16 protein-coding genes are annotated in these 19,413 nt (G+C 57.5%); 5 read left to right on the top strand and 11 right to left on the bottom strand.

The window, feature by feature from the left end; translation table 11 throughout:
• Nucleotides 1-89: 89 nt before the first annotated feature.
• The 7 genes from pcaC to pcaR all read right to left on the bottom strand — a co-directional run bounded on the left by pcaC (nt 90) and on the right by pcaR (nt 8,037).
• The gene (pcaC, locus tag JQ848_RS05195) at nt 90-482 is read right to left on the bottom strand and encodes a 4-carboxymuconolactone decarboxylase (protein WP_003443064.1); all 393 of its coding nucleotides are present in this window, start codon (nt 480-482) and stop codon (nt 90-92) included.
• 11 nt (nt 483-493) lie between these two features.
• On the bottom strand, nt 494-1,279 hold the full coding sequence (pcaD, locus tag JQ848_RS05190) for a 3-oxoadipate enol-lactonase (RefSeq protein WP_202210328.1): 786 nt from the start codon (nt 1,277-1,279) through the stop codon (nt 494-496).
• 12 nt (nt 1,280-1,291) lie between these two features.
• Complete coding sequence (locus JQ848_RS05185; RefSeq protein WP_202210327.1) at nt 1,292-2,656, bottom strand: 3-carboxy-cis,cis-muconate cycloisomerase; 1,365 nt, start codon at nt 2,654-2,656, stop codon at nt 1,292-1,294.
• A gap of 47 nt (nt 2,657-2,703) precedes the next feature.
• Entirely contained in the window at nt 2,704-3,996 is a 1,293-nt protein-coding gene (locus JQ848_RS05180; RefSeq protein ID WP_003443087.1) for an MFS family transporter, read from the bottom strand.
• Nucleotides 3,997-4,114: 118 nt separating this feature from the next.
• On the bottom strand, nt 4,115-5,320 hold the full coding sequence (gene pcaF / locus JQ848_RS05175; protein WP_177412971.1) for a 3-oxoadipyl-CoA thiolase: 1,206 nt from the start codon (nt 5,318-5,320) through the stop codon (nt 4,115-4,117).
• Between the two features lie 227 nt (nt 5,321-5,547).
• On the bottom strand, nt 5,548-6,894 hold the full coding sequence (locus tag JQ848_RS05170) for a 4-hydroxybenzoate transporter PcaK (RefSeq protein ID WP_202210326.1): 1,347 nt from the start codon (nt 6,892-6,894) through the stop codon (nt 5,548-5,550).
• A gap of 300 nt (nt 6,895-7,194) precedes the next feature.
• A complete protein-coding gene (gene pcaR / locus JQ848_RS05165; RefSeq protein WP_003443092.1) occupies nt 7,195-8,037 on the bottom strand; it encodes a pca regulon transcriptional regulator PcaR in 843 nt (280 codons plus the stop codon).
• Nucleotides 8,038-8,809: 772 nt separating this feature from the next.
• On the opposite strand from pcaR, the gene JQ848_RS05160 reads away from it, so the two are divergent.
• Nucleotides 8,810-9,022: a hypothetical protein gene (locus tag JQ848_RS05160; RefSeq protein WP_202210325.1), complete on the top strand. Its 213-nt coding sequence runs from the start codon at nt 8,810-8,812 to the stop codon at nt 9,020-9,022.
• A gap of 352 nt (nt 9,023-9,374) precedes the next feature.
• Entirely contained in the window at nt 9,375-10,847 is a 1,473-nt protein-coding gene (locus JQ848_RS05155; protein ID WP_003443096.1) for an inorganic phosphate transporter, read from the top strand.
• Between the two features lie 144 nt (nt 10,848-10,991).
• Here JQ848_RS05155 and ccoM read toward each other — a convergent pair whose 3' ends face one another.
• From ccoM to JQ848_RS05145, 3 genes are all read right to left on the bottom strand, one after another.
• A complete protein-coding gene (gene ccoM, locus JQ848_RS22875) occupies nt 10,992-11,102 on the bottom strand; it encodes a cytochrome c oxidase subunit CcoM (protein WP_003443097.1) in 111 nt (36 codons plus the stop codon).
• 142 nt (nt 11,103-11,244) lie between these two features.
• The gene (locus JQ848_RS05150; RefSeq protein WP_003443098.1) at nt 11,245-11,406 is read right to left on the bottom strand and encodes a hypothetical protein; all 162 of its coding nucleotides are present in this window, start codon (nt 11,404-11,406) and stop codon (nt 11,245-11,247) included.
• Nucleotides 11,407-11,518: 112 nt separating this feature from the next.
• Nucleotides 11,519-11,836, bottom strand: coding sequence for an aspartate-semialdehyde dehydrogenase (locus tag JQ848_RS05145; RefSeq protein ID WP_160626868.1), 318 nt, complete (start codon nt 11,834-11,836; stop codon nt 11,519-11,521).
• A 161-nt stretch (nt 11,837-11,997) separates the two neighbouring features.
• Here JQ848_RS05145 and rapA point away from each other — a divergent pair, with 161 nt between their 5' ends.
• Together rapA and JQ848_RS05135 are read left to right on the top strand one after the other, a co-directional pair.
• The gene (gene rapA, locus JQ848_RS05140) at nt 11,998-14,844 is read left to right on the top strand and encodes an RNA polymerase-associated protein RapA (RefSeq protein ID WP_202210324.1); all 2,847 of its coding nucleotides are present in this window, start codon (nt 11,998-12,000) and stop codon (nt 14,842-14,844) included.
• Nucleotides 14,845-15,119: 275 nt separating this feature from the next.
• Nucleotides 15,120-17,324: a putative bifunctional diguanylate cyclase/phosphodiesterase gene (locus JQ848_RS05135; RefSeq protein WP_202210323.1), complete on the top strand. Its 2,205-nt coding sequence runs from the start codon at nt 15,120-15,122 to the stop codon at nt 17,322-17,324.
• Nucleotides 17,325-17,479: 155 nt separating this feature from the next.
• Here JQ848_RS05135 and JQ848_RS05130 read toward each other — a convergent pair whose 3' ends face one another.
• Nucleotides 17,480-17,785 (bottom strand): DUF2288 domain-containing protein, encoded by a 306-nt coding sequence (locus tag JQ848_RS05130; RefSeq protein WP_003443105.1) that lies wholly within the window; start codon nt 17,783-17,785, stop codon nt 17,480-17,482.
• A 355-nt stretch (nt 17,786-18,140) separates the two neighbouring features.
• On the opposite strand from JQ848_RS05130, the gene JQ848_RS05125 reads away from it, so the two are divergent.
• Complete coding sequence (locus JQ848_RS05125) at nt 18,141-19,280, top strand: branched-chain amino acid ABC transporter substrate-binding protein (RefSeq protein WP_269465423.1); 1,140 nt, start codon at nt 18,141-18,143, stop codon at nt 19,278-19,280.
• Nucleotides 19,281-19,413: the final 133 nt, after the last annotated feature.

The following is a 19,413-nucleotide window of genomic DNA, read 5'->3' as shown; positions in this document are numbered from 1 at the left end:
GTTGTTTCTGAGTAGTGCTGCCCCTGTAGGAACGAGCTTGCTCGCGAGCTGTTAAAAGCTCGCTCCTGCAGAAATGCAGGAAGGCGCTGTTATTCCCGCGATTCGACTCCCAGTTCGTCCCACACTGACTCCGCCAGATGGAAGGTGGCATTGGCCGCCGGGATACCGCAATAGATAGCGCTCTGCATCAGCACTTCCTTGATCTCGGCACGGGTCACGCCGTTACTGGCCGCCGCACGCAAATGCAATTTGAGCTCTTCGCTGCGGTTCATGCCGATCAGCATCGCAATAGTGATCAGGCTACGGGTGTGACGCGTCAGGCCGGGGCGGGTCCAGATATCACCCCAGGCGTGGCGGGTGATCATTTCCTGAAATTCGCTATTGAACTCGGTCAGGGCATTGAGGCTGCGATCGACATGGGCATCACCCAGCACTTCACGGCGTACGCTCAGACCTGCGTCGTAACGTTGTTTCTCGTCCACAAAACAGCTCCTTAAACGGCTGACAGGAAGGCCAGCACTCTTTGGCTGAAGGCATCACCCGCCTGCACGTTGGACAGGTGCGCGGCATGGAACTCGGCGTACTGGGCGCCCGCTACCTGTTCTTGAATAAAGTGACTGCCGGAAGGCGGCGTTACGGCGTCCTCGGTACCGGCAATAACCAGGGTAGGCACCTTGATGGCCGCCAGTTGATCACGAAAATCAGCATCGCGTACCGCAGCACAGTTGGCGGCGTAGCCTTGGGGCGAGGTCGCGGCCAGCATGTCGGTGATGCGCTTGACCTGCTCGGGATGTGCCTGGGCGTAATCGGCGGTGAACCAGCGGGCAATCGAGGCATCGCGCAGCCCGGCCATCGCCGCCGGACCGTCGCGCAGTACCATTTCGATTCGCGGGTTCCACACCGACGGCTCGCCTATGTTGGCCGCGGTGTTGCACACCACCAACTTGTTCAGGCGCTCGCCGGCATGGATGCCCAGCCACTGACCAATCAACCCGCCCATCGACAGCCCGCAAAAGTGCGCACGCTCGATATGCAGCGCATCCAGCAGCGCCAGTACGTCACGCCCCAGCTGTTCAATACTGTAGGGGCCCTCGCTGACCAGTGACTGGCCATGACCACGGGTGTCATAACGCAGCACCTGAAAATGCTCGGTAAACGCCGGGATTTGCGCGTCCCACATCCCCAGGTCGGTGCCCAGCGAGTTAGATAGAACCAGCACCGGCGCGCCTTGCGGGCCGTCAAGCCGGTAGTTCAGTTCACCTTCTTGTATAGGTCCCACGAACTTCTCCTTTTATGGCGTCAATGCAAAATGTTCAGCCCGGGCACGCTCCACCCATGTCACCGCCTGGCCGAGGTAATTGGCCGGATCAAGCAAGCGATCCAGATCTTGTGCGCTCAACTGCGCGCTTATTTGCGGCTCGTCGTCCAGCACTGAGCGCAGATGACGCTGCTCGGCCACCGCACGCTTGCAGCATTGCTCCAGCAGATGGTGCGCGGTTTCACGCCCTACCTTCTGTGCCAGCACGATACTGACCGCTTCGGCCAGCACCAGCCCGTGGGTCAAATCAAGGTTGTGCAGCATGCGTTCGGCATCCACTTCCAGTCCCTGGGCAATATTCAACGCCTGCACCAGTGCCCCCGAGACCAAACAGCAAATCTCGGGCAGGGTTTCCCATTCGGCGTGCCACAAGCCCAGGCTACGTTCGTGCTCCTGGGGCATGGCGCTGAACAAGGTACTCAGCAAGCCCGGAACCCGGGTGGCGGCGCTGATCAACACCGCCGAGCCCACGGGGTTGCGCTTGTGCGGCATGGTCGAAGAGCCGCCCTTGCCCGGTGCCGCGGGCTCAAACACCTCCCCTGCTTCGGTCTGCATCAGCAAGCTGAGATCACGCCCCACCTTACCCAGGCTGCCGGCAATCAACCCCAGCACCGCGCCAAACTCCACCAGCCGATCACGCTGGGTGTGCCACGGCTGATCCGGCAGGCTCAGCCCCAGTTCCTCGGCCAACGCCTGCGCCACCGGCATCGCCTGATCGCCCAAGGCGGCCAGGGTTCCCGAAGCACCGCCAAATTGCAGGCACAGCAAGCGCGGCTTTAATTCCTTGAGGCGCTGACGGCTGCGAGTAACCGCACCCAGCCAGCCAGCGATTTTCATGCCGAGGGTGACCGGAGTCGCCTGCTGCAACCAGGTTCGCCCCGCCAGAGGCGTGGTCGCATAGCGCAAAGCCTGTTGCGCAAGCACGGCTCCCAATTGCGCCAGATCCTGCTCAATCAAGCCCAGGGCTGAGCGCAATTGCAGCACCAGGCCACTGTCCATCACATCCTGGCTGGTGGCACCCAGATGCACATAACGCTCGGCCTCAGGTGCGGCGCTGGCAATCTGTTTGCCCAGCGCCTTGACCAATGGAATTGCCGAGTTGCCGGCGCTGGCGATCGCCTGGCCCAACGCCGCAAAGTCATACAGTTCAGCGCGACACGCCCGGTCAATCGGCGCAACGGCTGCCTGGGGGATCAGGCCAACCCGCGCCTGCGCCCGGGCCAGCGCCGCTTCAAAGTCGAGCATGGCCTGCACCCGGCCATGATCTGAAAACACCTCACCCATGGACTTGGCCGTGAAGTAGGCATCGAACAGTTGATTGCTCCTTCGGTCACTCATAAGCCTTCCTTTGAAGGCGCGCGCCGGTTATGGACGCGCGCGGTACATCACAGATCGTGGTGCAGATACTTGGGCTGCCTCGGCAGACGCAAGCTGAACAGGAAGGCGATAGCCATCATGACTGTCACATACCAGTAGAAGGTGTTTTCCATACCTTTGGCTTTCAGCGCGAAAGCCAGCACCTCGGCCGTACCGCCAAACAGGGCGTTGGCCACGGCATAGGCCATACCGACACCCAGCGCGCGGATGTGCGGAGGGAACATTTCAGCTTTCACCAACCCGCTGATGGATGTGTAAAAACTGACGATAGCCAGGGCCAGGGTAATCAGCACAAAGGCCAGAAATGGACTGGTGATGGTTTTCAATGTCAGCAAAATCGGTACCGTGCACAAGGTACCCAGCGCACCGAACCACAACATCGAGTTACGCCGACCGATTCTGTCGGCCAGCATGCCAAACAACGGCTGCATGCACATATAAAAGAACAGCGCACCAGTCATGATGTAACTGGCAGTTTTGACTTGCATGCCGGCAGTGTTCACCAGGAATTTCTGCATATAAGTGGTGAAGGTGTAGAAAATCAGCGAGCCACCGGCGGTGTAGCCCAGCACGGTAATAAATGCCGCTTTGTGATCACGAAACAAAGCGCCAACGCTCCCGGCGTCCTTGTTCTTGCGCGACTCCTCGCTCGTGGTTTCTTTAAGGGTACGACGCAGCAATAGCGAAATCAGCGCCGCCACGGCGCCAATGAAGAACGGAATGCGCCAGCCCCAGGCCCGCAGTTCGTCCTCTGACAGCAGTTGCTGAAGCACGACCACTACCAACACTGCCAGCAGTTGCCCGCCGATCAGGGTCACGTACTGGAAGGAGGCGAAAAAACCGCGCTCGCCCTTGGGCGCCACTTCACTCATGTAAGTGGCGGTGGTGCCGTACTCCCCGCCCACTGACAAGCCCTGAAAGAGTCGGGCCACCAGCAACAAAGCCGGAGCCCATGCACCGATCGTGTCATAGGTCGGCATGAAGGTGATCACCAGCGAACCGGCGCACATCATCAGTACCGCAATCATCATTGAGTTCTTGCGCCCGTGCTTGTCGGCAACCCGGCCAAACAGCCAGCCACCGATGGGACGCATCAAAAAACCTGCCGCAAACACGCCGGCAGTGTTGAGCAACTGCACGGTCGGGTCATCGGAGGGGAAAAAAGCCGGGGCGAAGTAGATTGCGCAAAAGGCATAAACGTAGAAGTCGAACCATTCGACCAGGTTGCCGGAGGAGGCACCGACAATCGCAAAAATCCTTTTTCTACGTTCCTCTCCCGTGTAGTGAGCTTCTGTTGTCATGTTTTTTACTCATCAGGTTTAGTTGCAGTTAGACATACCTTGCAACAACTATCACCACAACCACAAGTAAGCCGAACGACTGAGACAGTGGTTCGGCCCTGTGCTCAATGCCTGACTGTCAAACCCGCTCGATGGCCAGTGCCAGACCTTGCCCGACACCGACACACATGGTGGCAAGCCCTTTTTTGCCACCGGTTTTTTCAAGATGATGCAATGCGGTCAGTACAATTCGCGCACCGCTCATGCCCAACGGATGGCCCAGGGCAATTGCTCCGCCATTGGGATTGACCTGTGGCGCATCGTCCGCCAGCCCCAGCTCGCGCAGAACCGCCAGGCCCTGGCTGGCGAAGGCTTCATTGAGTTCAATCACGTCAAAATCGCTGACGGCCAGGCCCAGGCGTTCAACCAGCTTGCGCACTGCAGGCACCGGACCGATACCCATTACCCGCGGTGCCACTGCGGCGCTGGCCATGCCCAGTACCCGGGCACGGGCGGTCAGGCCGTGACGTTTGACGGCATCAGCCGAGGCCAGAATCAGTGCCGCGGCGCCATCGTTCACCCCTGAAGCATTGCCGGCAGTCACGGTTTTGTCCGGACCATTGACCGGCTTGAGCTTGCTCAAGGTTTCAAGGGTGGTATCGGCGCGCGGATGCTCATCGTGTTCAACGACGGTTTCACCCTTTTTGTGTGCAACACGCACCGGCACTATCTCTTCAGCAAAGTAGCCGGCAGCCTGGGCTGCGGCTGTGCGTTGCTGGCTGCGCAGGGCGAAGGCGTCCTGATCGGCGCGGGAGATGTGATAGTCATCGGCAACGTTATCGGCGGTTTGCGGCATCGGGTCGACACCGTACTGAGCTTTCATCAGCGGGTTGATAAAACGCCAGCCGATGGTGGTGTCTTCGAGCTTCATGTTGCGCGAGAAGGCAGCGTCCGCCTTGCCCATCACAAAGGGCGCGCGGGACATCGACTCGACGCCGCCAGCAATCGCCAGCTCCATCTCGCCGCTGGCAATCGCCCGGAAGGCTGTACCAATGGCATCCATACCCGAGGCACACAGCCGGTTAAGGGTCACGCCCGGAATGGTTTCCGGCAGCCCGGCCAGCAGAGCAGCCATGCGTGCCACGTTGCGATTGTCTTCGCCGGCCTGGTTGGCACAACCGAAAAATACTTCATCAACTTCGTTCCAGTTAACCCCGGGATTACGCTCGATCAGCGCCTTGATCGGCACTGCCGCCAGGTCATCGGCACGCACTGCGGCCAGACCTGCGCCAAAACGGCCAATGGGGGTGCGAATCGCATCACAGATAAAAACTTCACGCATCAGGCTTCTCCTGGTGTTGGCCACGGGCCAGCGCTGTAGGCGCGGTCACGCAAGCCGCTGAGTTCAACATCGAGCGGCCCGCGGTGAGCGGCAATTACATGCTTGACGGCGTGGTGCAACGAAATGATGTCTGGCAGGTTAAGCCGCCGACTCAACCTGAACAATCCGATAATCGACTATGTGTGCGCTAATCGAACACATAGTTAGCTTGCTGACTAATCAACCCGCAATCAGGTTGCATCGGCGTGACTGACCATGCCTTTGATCAGTACCGCGGTGGTCGCCAGAGCTGCCGGAATCACCAGCGCCGTCAGCACTTGCTCGAAGTTCCAGCCCAAGCCCAGCAGGGTTGCGCCCATCCAGGCCCCCAGAATGGCGCCGAAGCGACCAATCCCGAGCATCCACGAAACGCCCGTGGCCCGCCCTTGGGTCGGGTAAAAACGCGCCGCCAGGGACGGCATCGCAGATTGCGCGCCGTTTACACACATACCGGCCACCAGAACCAGAGTGGCCAGGATCGTGATATTGCCCAGGCTCTGCCCTACTGCGTAGGCAAACACTCCAGCCAGCAGGTAGAACACACCTATTACCTTGTGCGGATTGAATCGATCCATCGCCCATCCCACACCCACGGCACTCAAGACTCCGCCGAACTGAAAAAGCGCACCAATAAACGCGGCCTGCTCCATGCTGGCCCCGCTGTCACGCATCAGGGTCGGCAGCCAGCTGGTGAGCAGATACACAATCACCAGCCCCATGAAGTAGGTGAGCCACAGCAACAAGGTGCCGGCGCTATAGGTCCCGGAGAAGATCACGGCAAATACATTGCGCGCCTTGACGGTCTGCTGCTCGGGCACGCTGAAGCGGGTGGCGCCGGCAACAATGGCCGGAGCAATGGGTGCCAGGGTTTTACGAATCAGCTCAATACTTCGATTGCGTACCACCAGAAAACGCGCAGATTCCGGCAGCCACACCACCAGAACCAATGTCAGCAGCAACGGCAAGATCCCGCCGATCAGCAACAGGCTGTGCCAGCCGTACATCGGGATCAATTTGGCCGAGATGAAACCTCCGCCTGCCATGCCCAGATTGAAACCGCAGAACATGCTGGTCACCAACAGCGACTTGTGGCGCTCCGGTGTGTACTCAGACAGCAAGGTGGTGGCGTTCGGCATCCCGGCGCCAAGGCCCAGGCCGGTTAAAAAGCGCAAGACCAGAAGTTGATCGACATTAGTGCTGTAGGCCGAGGCCAGGCTAAACCCGCCAAACACCAGCACGGCCGCCACCAGCACCACTTTTCGTCCGAAACGGTCAGCCAGCGGCCCCGAACCCAAGGCTCCGAATACCATGCCTATCAGCGCCGCGCTCATGACCGGGCCAAGGCTGGCGCGGTCTATCCCCCAGTCCTGCGACAGGGCCGGAGCGATGAAGCCCATGGCTGCGGTGTCCAGACCATCCAGAAAGACAATCAGAAAACACAGAATGACTACTCGCCACTGGTAACGCGAGAGCGGCTGAGTATTGATAAAGGACTGCACATCAAGGCAGTTTCCTGCTGCAGACTGAGACGAATTCATTATTTTTATTCCGGGAAAACGCAGGTGAACGAAAGCCTGCCAAGGAGCGGCTGCTCACACAAGAAACCTAAAAGAGGATGTCAAACCGGTCTTGGGAGGACCGTCGAAGACTGCTTCCAGATCAGGAAGTGGGGGGTGTTCATGGCGTTCGGCCTCTTCTTTATTATAGTGGGCGAACCCTGGTTGAATGCTTGGGCAGACTGCATTCCAGGGCGCTCCCGGACAATAATCAGCCCGCCGCCGGCATGCAATTCGATAAACGCTTAACTGTGCGTTTATCGAACGCTTAGTGCGCCCACCTCAGCTGAACAGCTGGGCACTCAGGTCGCGACTGGAGCTCAGCATGATCGGCAGAAAGCGCTGTTCCAGTTCGGTACGGCTCACTCTTGCGGCATGGGTACTGACGTTCAAGGCTGCGAGCACTTGCCCGGAAGCGTCATATACCGGAACTGCAATGGAACGCAGGCCCTGCTCCAGTTCTTGATCAACCACACACCAGCCTTGTTCCCGCACCTGCTGCAAACACTCAAGCAACGCTTCGGGCGTATGCAGAGTACGGCTGGTCTTGGCCTGAAACTCAGCATGGGCCAGGTACTCGTGCAATGTCACATCATCCAGTGCCGCCAGGAGGATGCGGCCCATGGAGGTGCAATACGCCGGCAACCGCCCGCCCACGGAAAGATCTACCGAAATCAGGCGCTGAGTGGTAGCCGAACGGGCAATGTACAAAATGTCGTCACCCTCGAGGGTCGCCATGTTGCAGGCCTCATGCAGCTGCTCGCTCATGCGGTCCAGATACGGCTGGGCCGACACCGCCAAAGGTGTCGATGACAGGTAGGCATGACCGAGAGTCAGTACTTTGGGCAGTAACGAATAAGTACGGCCATCAGTAGTGGCATAACCGAGCTTGATCAGGGTGTACAGGCAGCGGCGCACTGCGGCCCGTGGAATCTCGGTGCGATGGCTGATCTGGGCAATGGTCAGATGGCGCTTGCGCTCCTGAAAGGCCTGCACCACCGCCAGCCCCCGGGCCAATGACGCCATAAAATCGGGATCGCCGGTGAACGCCTGGATACGCTTGGCGGGCGACGCCACAATCGGAGGCGCTATACAGGTAGCGGCATTGCGCAATACATCATTCATCTTCAATCCCCCTGCTTGAATTTATTGTTATTAACCACCTGTCCAACCCGCAGAACGCGTTTGACCCATACAACAGAGGGCGATTATCGAACTGTCGGGCGATAATCGCAATCGACTCGGCATTGCCCTGCCTTTGCCCGCGCGGGTAATGGAGGGATCATTTACATGCCGATCGATGATCTTCAATCAGCGCACTTAATCAACGCCTGCGGTCTTTATTAAAAAACCAGCCCTTTCACATTTCATGTGTCAAGCGCCCGACACAGATAGAAACCGTCTGTATAAAGCGCACAGATTAAACCCGGGCGCCGACTTGAAACTTGTGCAGCCAACTCCCCGCCCCCTCAACTAATAGATAAGGTTCGTATCATATCTAGTTAAGCTTTTAGTGCCGTGACTCGCCGATCACCCGAAAGTTGACGCGCCCGAAGTTATTGGGCGATAGTAGCAACATTACTTGGGCCAGCATGCTTCCTAAGTAAGTGAGTGCACAGAATCAAGCACCCTCAGTTATTGGATCCAAGTCGCCGAGTGAATTCAACAAGCCCCGCGGCTTAACATTCAAGTGCACTGCATGTTGTCCCCCTCGAGGGTGAACACTTACCGTGGCGATCTGCATTTTTAGTTGATGACATGCGGCGTGCAAAGAACGGCTTGTTTAACCTTGTCATTGCTTACAGGCCGTGCACAAGGCGAGCACACACGTTAAATCGAACGCCCTCTCGTACACGATGGTTCACCGGATTTAATCTCAACTCAATTAGGTAATACTGTGACGAAAGACGAACTGCGCGCAGAACTTGAGCGTCAGGAGCAACGTTACAAGGATGTTTACGGTGGCGAAGTGACTATCTACGCTGCCCAGCCAGAACCGGAGCGCAAACCCTGGCGCAAACCCTGGCGCAAACGGGCCAGCCTGCTGGATCAGGCATTCTCCCAGGAAATTCAAAAAATTGAACAAGAGCTCAAGCCAGAGGAACCCTGAACCTTTGGCCTGAATGCAGCTATTGAGCGCGGCTGGAGGTCCCTGACGACTGGCCATTCGCGCGCGCATTGCTGTGGTTTGTGACGCCGAGGCTGAAACTACCCCTTCTCACGGGCCGGATTGAAGAAATTTCATCCTTCAGTCGTAGCCTTCACAAGGGCAGGTATCAGCCCTGCAAGAACGCGTACAGCCTTTGATATCAGCGGCTTGGAGAGGAGTTCAGGTTCTCTGCCGGGAATAGCCCTCACTGGTTTTTTCATTTATAGATGTTACCAACGGACAGCTAGTGCATCGATTAGCGGGGTTTTCTGGCATAATCCGCACCCCTTTATGACCGTGTCAGAAAACCTTCATGATCGATCTATTAAGCGGATTGGACGCCTGGGTTCTTATCAGCCTCTTCTTCGCCCTAGCCTTTGTTCTCGCATTTGAGTTCATAAACGGCTTTCATGACACCGCGAATGCGGTAGCAACAGTCATCTACACCAAAGCCATGCCGCCTCATCTGGCGGTGTTCTTTTCCGGTGTGTTCAATTTTCTCGGCGTTCTGCTGGGCGGGGTCGGTGTGGCGTATGCCATCGTCCACCTGCTTCCGGTAGAGCTCCTAGTCAATGTAAACACCGGACATGGCCTGGCCATGGTGTTCTCGCTGCTTGCCGCTGCCATTACCTGGAACCTGGGAACCTGGTATTTCGGGATTCCCGCGTCGAGTTCACACACCCTGATCGGCTCTATCCTCGGTGTCGGCCTGGCCAATGCCCTGATCAACGGAATTCCGGTGAGTGAAGGTGTTAACTGGCAGAAGGCCATCGACATTGGCGCCTCGCTGGTGTTCTCGCCAATGGCCGGATTCGTGATTGCGGGACTGTTGCTGGTTGGTCTCAAGTGGTGGCGTCCTAACTCCAAGATGCACAAGACCCCGGAGCAACGCCGCAAACTGGACGACAAAAAGCATCCGCCGTTCTGGAACCGTCTGGTTCTGGTGATCTCGGCCATGGCGGTGAGTTTCGTTCACGGCTCCAACGATGGCCAGAAAGGCATCGGCCTGATCATGCTGGTTCTGATCGGCATCGTGCCAAGTGCGTTCGTTCTGGACCTCAACAGCACCACCTATCAGATCGAGCGGACTCGCGATGCAACCCTGCACCTGAGCCAGTTCTATCAGCGTAACAACGCCTCCCTGAGCGAGTTCCTGGCACTGGGCAAAAGCGTAAAAGACGACTTGCCGGATCAGTTCAGCTGCAACCCGCAGCAAACCGAGCCGACCATCGCCGCGCTACTGAGCTCGCTTAAAGGCGTAGCAGACTACCACTCGCTCCCGTCTGAAAAGCGTATCGAGATCCGTCGCTACCTGCTTTGCCTGGACGACACCGCGAAGAAAGTCAGCAAGTTGCCAGCACTTGAAGCCCGTGAAAAAGCGGACCTCGAAAAACTGCGCAAAGATCTGACCGCCACCACTGAATACGCGCCATTCTGGGTGATTCTGGCAGTTGCTCTGGCTCTCGGGCTGGGCACCATGGTTGGCTGGAAGCGCGTGGTGAAAACCATCGGCGAGAAGATCGGCAAGCAAGGCATGACCTATGCACAAGGCATGGCGGCCCAGATCACCACGGCCTTTGCCATTGGCCTGGCCAATGTCTTCGCCCTGCCGGTATCGACGACACACATCCTGTCGTCGGGTGTTGCCGGCACCATGGTCGCCAACAAGAGCGGCCTGCAAAGCAGTACGATCAAAACCATCCTGATGGCGTGGGTGCTGACCTTACCGGCCACCATCGCACTGTCTGCGGGGCTGTTCTGGCTGGCATCGAAAATGCTCGCCTGATTTAGCGTCGAACAAAAAAGGTACGCCCCTCACGGGTCGTACCTTTTTTTATGCCTGGGGTACGGGCAAAAAAACCACGCAAAAAAATAGGCGACCGAAGTCGCCCAAAATGCCTTGCGTGCTCATACCCCGAAAAGACCTGCGCTATTTGCGCTTGCGGGAGTCTTTCCAGATAAAAATGCCCAGTCCCGCGAAAAACAAGACCATGAGGCCGACGGTAAATACTCCAGCGATAACCACATTATCGAGAAACATGACGGCCTCCTGCGGGTCTGTTGTGTGTTGCAGCTAGATTAACCAGACGCGCAGGCGTAGAACTTGACCAGGATCAATAGTGATCCACGGCGACAGGGACTTGGACGGGATATTTGACACAGATCATCTAAAACGCCGCTGTTCAGCGCTTTTTAGGTTTTTTCTTCGGCTTTTTTGCGGGTTTTGCCAACGGCATTGCTTGCTCGAAGGCTTGCCGTACTTCATTCAGCTTCTTTTCTTTAAGGTCGTGCACCCGTTTGGCGCGTTCGGCACCCAGGTCGACCAGCTTGTTATCTTGGCTCATAGCGCAATCAGGTCACTGTCAGTGTTTGAGTCGGTGCACCGCAGACCGCAAAGGTCTCAGGCAATGGGCCAATAATGCGACGCCGCGCCACACCTGACCAGAAAAAATCGCCTCAGACCTTTATATCAACCCACAAACCCAGACGCTGTGTGCCATCGACCGCTGGCAATTGCGGCCCTGCATCTTCAGCATCAGGGGGGCTTTGAGCCTCCTGTTCCTCTGCTTCACTGCGACGCTTTTGCTGTTGACGCTGCTGCTCCTCGCGCAGCAACAGCGTGGCCTGCTCGCTGTCATGATCGCTCAGGTTGATCGCGCTTTCACCCGCAGCTGCCTGGGCGGGCACCACCGGTGGAATGTCCGGCCGTGGGCGCACCGGATCTTGTTGAGACGTCACGGGGACTACACTCAGAGGCAGGATGGGCGGCAACATGGCGATTGTTCTCCTATTCCTGATGCTCGATCAACGTGAGCCACTCATCGAAAACCGCTACCGGCCCAAGTAAAGCCGAACAGCTTTTTATGAGAGTCCTTTGGACTGAGGCCCCTGATCCGTTAATATACTCGGCTTTTTCGAAGCGGGAGTCAGGCAGCATGGCGCAGCAGTATCAACCGGGGCAACGCTGGATTAGTGACAGCGAAGCAGAGCTAGGTTTAGGCACCGTTCTGGCACAGGACGGTCGCTTGTTGACCGTGCTCTATCCGGCCACTGGCGAAACCCGCCAATATTCGCTGCGCAACGCACCGCTCACGCGCGTACGGTTCTCGCCGGGTGACACCATCATCCACTTCGAAGGCTGGAAGATGACCGTGCGCGAAGTCGACGATGTCGGCGGGCTGATGGTCTATCACGGGCTCAACGAGCAAAACGAGCCTGTTACCCTGCCAGAAACCCAACTGTCGAACTTCATCCAGTTCCGTCTGGCCAGCGACCGCTTGTTCGCCGGCCAGATCGATCCGCTGTCCTGGTTCTCCCTGCGTTATCACACCCTTGAACACACCAGCCGCCAGTTGCAGTCGCCACTGTGGGGCCTGGGCGGTGTGCGTGCACAACCTATTGCCCACCAGTTGCACATCGCCCGCGAAGTTGCCGACCGGATTGCACCACGGGTCCTGCTGGCTGACGAAGTAGGCTTGGGTAAAACCATCGAAGCCGGTCTGGTCATCCACCGCCAGCTGCTCAGTGGCCGCGCCAGCCGCGTGCTGATCGTGGTACCGGAAAACCTGCAGCACCAATGGCTGGTGGAGATGCGCCGGCGCTTCAACCTTGAAGTCGCGCTGTTTGACGAAGAGCGCTTCATCGAAAGCGATGCCAGCAACCCGTTTGAAGATACCCAGCTGGCGCTGGTTGCACTGGAATGGCTGGTCGACGACCCCAAGGCTCAAGATGCTTTGTTTGCAGCGGACTGGGATTTGCTGGTGGTCGACGAGGCCCATCACCTGGTGTGGCACGAAGACCAGGTCAGCCCGGAATACGCCTTGATTGAACAATTGGCAGAAGTGATCCCGGGAGTATTGCTGCTGACCGCTACCCCGGAACAACTGGGCCAGGACAGCCACTTCGCCCGCTTGCGCCTGCTCGACCCCAACCGCTTCCACGATCTGGCCGCCTTCCGTGCCGAGAGCGAGAACTATCGCCCGGTCGCCCAGGCCGTGCAGGAGTTGCTGGACAAAGGCCGCCTGTCGCCTGAAGCCCACAAAACCATTCACGGCTTCCTCGGCGCCGAGGGTGACACCTTGCTGGCCGCCGTTAACGATGGCGATGCCGAAGCCAGCGCACGCCTGGTGCGCGAACTGCTCGACCGTCACGGCACCGGCCGCGTCCTGTTCCGTAACACCCGCGCAGCCATTCAGGGCTTCCCGGAGCGCAAGCTGCATGCTTATCCGCTGCCATGCCCGGACGAATACCTGGAACTGCCGCTGGGCGAACATGCCGAGCTCTACCCCGAAGTCAGCTTCCAGTCCCAGCCGGACGCCAGTGAAGAAGAACGCTGGTGGCGCTTTGACCCTCGGGTCGAGTGGCTCACCGACACGCTGAAGATGCTCAAACGCACAAAAGTGCTGGTGATCTGTGCCCACGCCGAGACCGCAATGGACCTGGAAGACGCCCTGCGCGTGCGCTCCGGCATCCCTGCAACGGTCTTCCACGAAGGCATGAACATTCTTGAGCGCGACCGCGCAGCGGCCTACTTCGCAGACGAGGAGTTCGGCGCCCAGGTACTGATCTGCTCGGAAATCGGCAGTGAAGGTCGTAACTTCCAGTTTGCTCATCATTTGGTGCTGTTCGATCTGCCGTCCCACCCGGACCTGCTGGAACAACGAATTGGTCGTCTGGACCGGATCGGCCAGAAACACATTATCGAAGTCCACGTGCCGTACCTTGAGACCAGCCCGCAACAGCGCCTGTTCCAGTGGTACCACGAAGCGCTGAACGCCTTCCTCAATACCTGCCCTACCGGCAACGCACTGCAACACACGTTTGGCCCGCGCCTGCTGCCGTTGCTTGAAGCTGCTGACGATGAAGAGTGGCAGGCATTGATCGACGAAGCCCGCGCCGAACGCGAGCGTCTGGAGCAAGAACTGCACACCGGTCGCGATCGCCTGCTGGAGTTGAACTCCGGCGGCTCGGGCGAAGGCGAAGCGCTGGTTGAAGCGATCCTTGAACAAGACGATCAATTCACCCTGCCGATCTACATGGAAACCCTGTTCAACGCCTTTGGCATCGACAGTGAAGACCACTCGGAAAACGCCCTGATCCTCAAGCCAAGCGAAAAAATGCTCGACGCCAGCTTCCCCCTTGGCGACGACGAAGGCGTGACCATCACCTACGACCGCAACCAGGCCCTGTCGCGCGAAGACATGCAGTTCATCACCTGGGAACACCCGATGGTGCAGGGCGGCATGGACCTCGTATTGTCCGGTTCGATGGGCAACACCGCTGTCGCACTGATCAAAAACAAGGCACTCAAGCCCGGAACCGTACTGCTTGAACTGATTTACGTCAGCGAAGTGGTTGCCCCGCGCTCGCTGCAGCTGGGCCGTTACCTGCCACCTGCCGCTCTGCGCTGCCTGCTGGACGCCAACGGCAATGACCTGTCATCACGCGTGGCCTTCGAAACCTTGAACGAACAACTGGAAAGCGTGCCCCGTGCCAGCGCCAACAAGTTCATTCAGGCCCAGCGTGACAACCTCACGCCGAAGATCAACGCCGGTGAAGCCAAGATCGCGCCACGCCACGCAGAACGTGTTGCCGAGGCACAGCGTCGCCTGGCCGCCGATACTGAAGAAGAGTTGGCACGCCTGACAGCATTGCAAGCGGTTAACCCGAGCGTGCGTGACAGCGAACTGGTTGCCTTGCGCAAGCAACGGGAACAAAGCCTGGCCATGCTTGAGAAAGCCGCCCTGCGCCTTGAAGCCATTCGCGTATTGGTCGCAGGCTGATTGAAAACCCGCTTGCGCAAGGCAAGCGGGTTTATTGATTCCCCCTGAGCAGGAGCCCAACCTGCTCACGCAGCAGGTTTCAAGCCTCGTGATCAACAGCGCGAGGCTTGCCCCTTGCCGCCTTAGCGCTAAGAGGAATAGCGATCCTAATCCTCATAACAAAATGATAGACATCATCTTGCCATCATTGCTACAGCCAAAATTCCAGCCTCTATACTTGAGACCGAGCTAGCGCCTGACGACTAGCAAATCTGCAATCAGTGCCGAGGCGCGCTATGGAATGGCTGGACTTGCAGTTTTTTGGTCCGCACATGGATAACGGGCGACAACTGCTTTACAGCAGCCATAACCCTTATCTGGTATTTCTCGCCTATCTGGTGGCCTGTGCGGCTGCTTTAGCCGTGCTGCACATGGTGGAACGTACTGCCAATAGCGAAAAAACCATGGCAAAAACCGTGTGGCGATGGCTTGGCGCCAGCTGCCTGGCAGGCGGTATTTGGGCCATGCATTTCATCAGCATGCTGGCATTTGAATCCCAGTCCGAAACCCACTACGACCTTGGCATCACCAGCGTCTCGCTATTCATTGCATGGATTGGCACCCTCATCGCCATGCAAATCCTCAATAGCCCTGCCCCCAGTCGTGCCCGGCTACAGCTGGCGGCGCTGGTTTTTGGGGTGGCTGTTTGCTGCATGCACTATGTCGGCATGTCAGCCATGCACTCCAACAACCTGAGCCATTATCAACCGCAGCTGATCGCTCTCTCCTTGTTCACGGCCGTCGCTGCAAGCTATGGCGCGCTGCTGATGACCTCTTGCCTGCTCTCAACCAGCGGTTTGCCCCATCAGCTTTTCAAATACGCCATCAGCCTCGCTGCCGGAGCAGCCCTGCTCAGCGTGCACTTCATCGGCATGTGGGCGATGCACACCTACTCGCCTTCTGGCGACACCGGTCAGGCATTCATTGAAAACAACCACTGGCAACTGGCCTTGATGGTGGCCCTGATCAGCTTGTTGCTGATTGGCTGCAGCATCAGCGCAGCCTTGGTCGACAAGAAACTGCAGCACAAAGAGCATGACCTGAAACGGGTCAACGCCCTGCTCAGCCAACTTGACCTGGCCCGCGTGTCCTTGCAGCAGGTGGCGCTTTACGACCCGCTGACCAATCTGATCAACCGGCGCGGGTTCAACCAGATTTTTGCCGAAAAGCTGATCGAGCGCACGGCACACAACGGCAAGCTGGCGGTGATGTTTCTCGACATTGATCACTTCAAGCGCATCAACGACAGCCTGGGCCATGATGCCGGGGACCAGTTGCTCAAGACCATCGCCACCCAAATCAAAAGTGCCATCCGCAGCCATGATGATGTGGTCGCGCGTTTTGGCGGCGATGAATTCTGCATTTTAGTCAGCCTCAACCACCGCGATGAAGCTCAAAGCATGGCCCAGCGCATCATGCTTAAACTCAAAGAGCCCATCGAGTTGGCCGGCAGACGCATGGTGATGACCACCAGCATCGGCATCAGTGTGTTTCCGGACGACGGCACCACCAGTACCGAGTTGCTCAAACACGCAGATCTGGCGCTCTACCAGTCCAAAGGCAATGGTCGCAATAGCCTGACCTTCTTCAGCTCGAACCTGAAAGCCCGCGCGTCGCTGGAACTGCAGATAGAAGAAGAACTGCGCAATGCACTGATCGATGGCAGCGGATTACTGGTGCATTACCAACCCATCTTTGACCTCAAGACAGGCCGTGTCGCCAAACTCGAGGCCCTGGTGCGCTGGCAGCACCCTGAGCATGGCTTGCTCGCCCCGGACCGTTTCATCAGCATTGCCGAAGCCAACGGTCTGATCGCCGAACTGGACCACTGGGTGTTGCGCAAGGCCTGTCAGGACCTGGCTGCCCTGTCACGCATGGGCTGGCAGCAACTGGGGGTCGCGGTTAATTGCTCGGCACTGAATCTGGTGCGGGTAGAGCTGGCCGACGAGATTGAAAATGCCCTGCGAACATCCGGCATCGCCCCCCATCGACTGGAGCTGGAAGTCACAGAAAACGCCTTGATGGGAAATATCAACAGCACCTCGCAACTGCTTCGGCAGATTCGCGCCCTCGGCGTGTCACTGTCGATTGATGACTTCGGCACCGGGTATTCCTCCCTCGCCTATTTAAAGCGCCTGCCTCTGAACACGTTAAAAATTGACCGTTCATTCATTCAGGAAATCCCGGCCTCCAGCCAGGACATGGAAATCGTCCAGGCCATTATCGTCATGGCCCACACCCTGCACTTGCAGGTGGTCACCGAAGGCGTTGAAACCAATCAGCAATTCGAGTTCCTCAGGCAATACGGCTGCGACTATGTCCAGGGCTTTCTGCTAAGCCGCCCGGTACCTTTTGAGGCTCTGCATGAGTTGCTCGATGAACTGAATAAACGCTCCCTGCCCGAGTCCGGGCACACAGCCTTTCAACTCTCGAGCCAGTAAGCCCGAACCCATCTGGCAGGCACAAAAAAACGCCACAGTCGGGACTGTGGCGTTTCTCTACGGCAACTGGCCACTACGGCGAAACCAGTTACTGCCCTACACACTCACGACCTGAAATGCCTACGGCAAAAAACGCTCTAACTTGGTGCTTTATATTATTTCTCTGCCCTTTCCTGGACCATAACCCAGGGGGAAACCACCACTGCCCACAACTGCGGGTTACGCTCAAGAACGTCTAGCGCCTGCGCTTCGGTCATCTTTCCAAGCACTCCGGACGCCATCCAGGCGGCCACTTTCTCTGCATCATCCTGAGTCACGGCCTGCGCCGCTTCGATCAGGTCCAGTGCAGGATCAACCCACAACAGATCGCCTTTGGCGAAGAACGGCTGCAAGGCATCCCATTCAATAGTTGAGGTCTCGCCAAGCAGCTTGGCATAGAGGGTGCTAGGTTCTTGGTTCATGGGTTTCACCTGGTAAAAAATCGGCGTAATGATAGCGCCGCTCACCGGGTAGAAAAACCCGAATAAAGGTGGAGACGCCAAGAAAGAGTAAGGGCTAAGGACGGCAAGGCTGATCTGGCAACATTCAGATAAAAAACATCAGCATATTCCGCCGCCATTCTGTCTCTTTCTTTCGTTTAAGCGACATTTCCTGCTTTTTCCCTCGGATACACGCTATTCAAGCGCTAAACCGGCGCTCTACACTGTACCGGTACAGTTGCAGGGGGGATTGGCCGGGAATTTCGCTAGAAAAGACCCGGTCCGGCTGCCTTGGCTTCCAGGACTATAAAAATTACAACAGAAGAGTGGAGCACCAATAGAGATGGCTACTAAGCAAATTACCAAATTGTTTGCCGCGATGGTTTTGGCCGGGGTTGCCAGCCATTCGTTTGCAGCAGACACCATCAAGATCGGTATTGCGGGTCCTAAAACAGGCCCTGTTACTCAGTATGGCGACATGCAGTTCACTGGCGCCAAACAGGCTATTGCAGACATCAACGCCAAAGGCGGAGTTGACGTCGACGGCAAAAAGCTCCTGCTTGAAGCCAAGGAATACGACGACGCCTGCGATCCAAAACAAGCCGTTGCAGTAGCCAACAAAATCGTCAACGACGGCGTCAAGTTTGTAGTCGGTCACCTGTGCTCCAGCTCTACCCAGCCTCCTTCGGACATCTACGAAGACGAAGGCATCATCATGATTACCCCCGCCGCCACCGCGCCGGAAATCACCGCCCGTGGTTACAAGAACATCTTCCGCACCATCGGTCTGGACAGCGCTCAAGGCCCTGCGGCCGGTAACTACATCGCCGACCACGTCAAACCGAAAGTCGTCGCTGTGCTGCACGACAAGCAGCAGTACGGTGAAGGTATCGCCACCGCGGTCAAACAGACTCTGGAAAACAAAGGCGTCAAAGTCGCAGTCTTTGAAGGCGTCAACGCTGGCGATAAAGACTTCGCGGCGGTCATTGCCAAGCTCAAGCAAGCCAATGTCGACTTCGTTTACTACGGCGGCTACCACCCTGAGCTGGGCCTGATCCTGCGCCAGGCCAAGGAAAAAGGCCTGAACGCCAAGTTCATGGGCCCGGAAGGCGTGGGTAACGACTCCATTTCGCAAATCGCCCAGGGCGCTTCCGAAGGTTTGCTGGTGACCCTGCCACAAGCATTCGACCAACAGCCTGAAAACAAGGCACTGGTAGCGAAGTTCGTCGCAGACAAAAAAGACCCGACCGGTCCGTTTGTATTCCCTGCCTACACCGCAGTTGAAGTCATTGCCCAGGGTATTGAACAAGCCAAAAGCGAAGACACTGCAAAAGTGGCCAAAGCCATCCATGACGGGACATTCAAGACCCCGATGGGCGACCTGAGCTTTGATGACAAAGGCGACCTGAAGAACTTCAAGTTCGTGGTCTACGAATGGCACTTCGGCAAACCTAAAACAGAGGTTAGCCCTCAGTAAGTCCCGGTTCCTGATCTGACAACGAAGCCCACTGCGCGAGCAGTGGGTTTTGTTTTACGAACCCTGGATTCACAGAAAAGGGGCCGCGCTTTCGTGATCCGGAAGTCTGCCCACCTGAAAATCTTTAAAACCG

This window comes from Pseudomonas paraversuta (assembly GCF_904067025.1).
In the GTDB taxonomy this organism is placed as follows: Bacteria; Pseudomonadota; Gammaproteobacteria; order Pseudomonadales; family Pseudomonadaceae; genus Aquipseudomonas; species Aquipseudomonas paraversuta.
Note: the sequence above shows the minus strand (reverse complement) of the source record. Positions and strands in the feature narration are given on the sequence as shown.